Raw genomic sequence first — 3113 nt, forward strand, 5'->3', positions numbered from 1 at the left:
CGGCGGCGAGCTCGGCGACGACGCGCGCGACCGCCTCGTCGTCGCGCAGCGTGAGCACGACGGCCGTGTCCCAGCCGTCCGGCGGCGCCCCGGGGTGTCGCGGCGCGGCGCCCTCGGCAGGGAGCCGCAGCAGCGGGAGCGAGTCGCCCCGCCGCCGGACCTCGGCCGCGAGCCGGTCGTCGGACGCGCGCTGCGCAGCCGCGTCGGCGAGCACCGCCCGCGTCGCCGCGAGCGAGAAGTGGACGGCTCCCGTGGTGGACGCCACGGTCACCTCGTCGGCGACCGCGCGCACCGCCGCGAACCCGACGCCGAAGCGTCCGACCGCCGCCGCGTCGCGCTTGGTCGAGGCCCTGAGGGACGCGAGCGACGCGACGCCGTCCGCGTCGAGCGGTGTGCCCGTGTTGAGCGCGGTCAGCGTGACGCGGTCCGTGCCGTCGAGCCGCAGCGCGAGGCGGCCGGGGATGCCGGCGCGTGCCGCGGCGTCGGCGGCGTTCTGCGCGAGCTCGACCACGACCCGGTCGCGGTAGTAGCGCCGGGCGTAGTCCTCCTCGGCGTTCGCGTCCTCGCGAAAGCGCGGCGGGTGCGCGCGCCACGCGTCCAGGACCGCGCGGCGCAGCCGCCCGGTCGCGAACGCGTCCCCGGTCACTCCTGCGCCGGTGCGGACCCGGGCTCGTCGGTCACGTCGCCGTCGGTCGCGGCCTCGTCGTCCGTCTCGGGCGTGGCATCCGTCTCGGGCGCCGCGTCCGCCTCGGGCACGACGTCGGCCTCGGGCACGACGTCGGCCTCGCGCTCAGCCTCCGGCGCGTCGACGGCCTCGGGCGTCGACTCGGGCGCGACGACCGCCTCGGGGTCGGCCTCAGGCGCGACGACGGCCTCGGGCGCGGCCTCGGCCTCGGCCTGGGCGGCGTCGGCCTCGCGGGCCTCGTCGACGAGGCGGACCAGCTCGAGGTCCATGTCGTCGGGCCGCGGGGTGTCGGGCCAGTCGCTCGGCTGAGGCGCGACGTCCGTCTGCGAGTGGGCGCCGCAGCCGTGGTCCATGCTCACGACCTTGCCGTCGTCGGGCGACCACTCGTTGCTGCAGACGCCGAACTCGGTGCGCAGCGACCCCGCCATGAGCAGGAGGAAGCCGCACGTCGAGCACGGTGCGCTCGCGGCGAGCGCCTGCGGGGCCATCGGCCCGTGGGAGCCGGCGTACCAGCGCTGCGCCGCCTCCGAGCGGCCGAGCGGCGAGAGCACGCGCTCCCGGCCGAGGCCCAGCTCGAAGATCGCGAGCTCGTCGGCGTCGGCGTCGCCGGTCGCCTCGTAGCCCTGGTCGAGCCGCTCGTCGTCGGGCAGGAAGGGCAGCACGTCGCCGGGACCGAGGTCGCCGGGGCGCAGGCGCTCGGCCCACGGCACCCAGGCGGGCGCCATAAGCGCGTCCTCACCGGGGAGCAGGTTGACCTCGCACACCGTCGCCGTGCGGGCGCGCGGCACGCGCGCGACGGTCACGGTCCACGCCCACCCGCGGTAGCCCGGGGCGGTCGACGCGAAGCGGTGCGAGATCAGGCGCTCGCCCTCGACGACGAGGCCGAGGTGCTCGCCGACGAGCTCGGGCCGCTCCGCGACCTCCTCGGCCGCGGCGCGCGCGAGGTCGACGGCCGAGGAGAGGACGGCGTCCTTCGTCGCGGCGGCCATCTCAGGCCTCGAGGTCGTCGGCGACGGCCCGGAGCAGCGTGGCGACCTGGGTGGCCTTCGCCTTCTCGGGGTAGCGGCCGCGGCGCAGGCCGTTGCCGACCGAGTCGAGCACCTTGATGAGGTCCTCGACGATGATCGCCATGTCGTCGGCCGGCTTGCGCTGCGCCTTGACGACCGACGGCAGCGGGTCGAGGACCTTGACCGAGAGCGCCTGGGGGCCGCGGCGGCCGTCGGCGACGCCGAAGTCCACCTTGGTCCCGGGCTTGGGGGACGCCACGCCCGCGGGCAGCGCCGAGGCGTGCAGGAAGACCTCGTCGCCCTCGTCGCTGGCGATGAAGCCGAAGCCGCGCTCGGCGTCGAACCACTTGACCTTGCCGGTAGGCACGTGAACCCCTGACGGATCGGGCGGAGATGTACGGACCCAGCCTATCGGCGCGCCGCGCTCCCCCCGTTCACGGGACGCGCGGGCTCAGGCGCTCAGCCCGCTCACCAGACGACGGCGATGACGATGTTGACCAGCGTCAGCGCGCCGATCGCGCCCCACACGCCCGTCGAGACGCTCTCCTTGCGGCGGCCCGCGACCACGAGCCCGGTGATGACGAGGAGGACGAGGAGCTTCACGCCGATCTTGGCGTTGTCGACGTCGTCGCCGTTGCCGAGCGCGTAGGCCATGCCGACGAGCGCGACGCCCGTGACGAGCTGCGTGAGGGCGCCGTGGAACATGGCCGCCTCGACGCGCTTGGTGCGCGGCTTCATCTGCACGAGGAAGCCGCCCAGGAGGCTGGCCAGCCCGACGAAGTGCAGGACGAGGAACACGTCCCGGACGATCTCCATGGTTCTCCTCACGTCGCGCGCCGCCGGATCTGACGGCGCGTCATCATCACCGGGCAGCCTAGCCAACCGTGCCGGCACCCCCACCCACGTATCGTGGTGAGGATGGCCACGTTCACCGAGCACCTGCGCGCCCGCGGCGAGGTGGGCGTCGCCGCGCTGCTCGCCGAGCGCCCGGACCTGGCCGCCCCGCCGCCCGCGACGCTGCGCGCCCTGTCCGCGCGGGCCGCGAACCGCGTGAGCCTCGACCGCGCGCTGGGTACGGTCGACGCCGTCGTGCTCCACCTGCTGGAGGCCGCGCTCGCGCTGCACGGCGTCGCCGGCCGTGGGCCGCTGACGCTCGCCGACCTCACGGCCGCGACCGGCTCCTCGCCGTCGGACGCGGGGACCGCCGCGACGGTCGCCCTGCGCCTCGCGCTCCTGTGGACCCCCGACGGCACGGTCGAGGGCGCGCCCGGCACCCCCGGAGCCGCCACCGTCCTGGCGCCGGCGCCCGGGCTCGACGAGGTGCTCGGGCCCTACCCGGCGGGTCTCGGACCGGCGCTCCGGCAGGCGCTCGGGCGCCGCAGCCCGCAGGGGCTCGCGCGGCTCGCGGCGGACCTGGGGCT

At 76.5% G+C, this 3113-nt stretch carries 4 protein-coding genes and 1 pseudogene; 1 reads left to right on the forward strand and 4 read right to left on the reverse strand.

Annotated features, from left to right (window positions below):
- From ICW40_RS19630 to ICW40_RS19645, 4 genes are all read right to left on the reverse strand, one after another.
- Positions 1–646, reverse strand: a 646-nt coding sequence (locus ICW40_RS19630) for a sacsin N-terminal ATP-binding-like domain-containing protein (RefSeq protein WP_374199189.1), incomplete at its 3' end; no start/stop codon positions are given.
- Positions 643–1674, reverse strand: a complete 1032-nt coding sequence (locus ICW40_RS19635) for a DUF3027 domain-containing protein (RefSeq protein ID WP_221655666.1) — start codon at positions 1672–1674, stop codon at positions 643–645. The genes ICW40_RS19630 and ICW40_RS19635, both read right to left, overlap by 4 nt.
- A gap of 1 nt (position 1675) precedes the next feature.
- Positions 1676–2059: a cold-shock protein gene (locus ICW40_RS21690; protein ID WP_221655667.1), complete on the reverse strand. Its 384-nt coding sequence runs from the start codon at positions 2057–2059 to the stop codon at positions 1676–1678.
- 101 nt (positions 2060–2160) lie between these two features.
- Entirely contained in the window at positions 2161–2508 is a 348-nt protein-coding gene (locus ICW40_RS19645; RefSeq protein WP_221655668.1) for a hypothetical protein, read from the reverse strand.
- A 102-nt stretch (positions 2509–2610) separates the two neighbouring features.
- On the opposite strand from ICW40_RS19645, the pseudogene ICW40_RS19650 reads away from it, so the two are divergent.
- Positions 2611–3113: pseudogene (locus tag ICW40_RS19650) on the forward strand (helicase-associated domain-containing protein); the annotation flags it as partial.

Origin of the sequence: Actinotalea ferrariae, from assembly GCF_019733465.1 — a bacterium.
In the GTDB taxonomy this organism is placed as follows: Bacteria; Actinomycetota; Actinomycetes; order Actinomycetales; family Cellulomonadaceae; genus Actinotalea; species Actinotalea ferrariae_A.

What these genes read in the sequence shown, in the direction of transcription:
- ICW40_RS19635 (WP_221655666.1), bottom strand. Translation starts at nt 1,674, where the DNA reads ATGGCCGCCGCGACGAAGGACGCCGTCCTCTCCTCGGCCGTCGACCTC.
- ICW40_RS19645 (WP_221655668.1), bottom strand. Translation starts at nt 2,508, where the DNA reads ATGGAGATCGTCCGGGACGTGTTCCTCGTCCTGCACTTCGTCGGGCTG.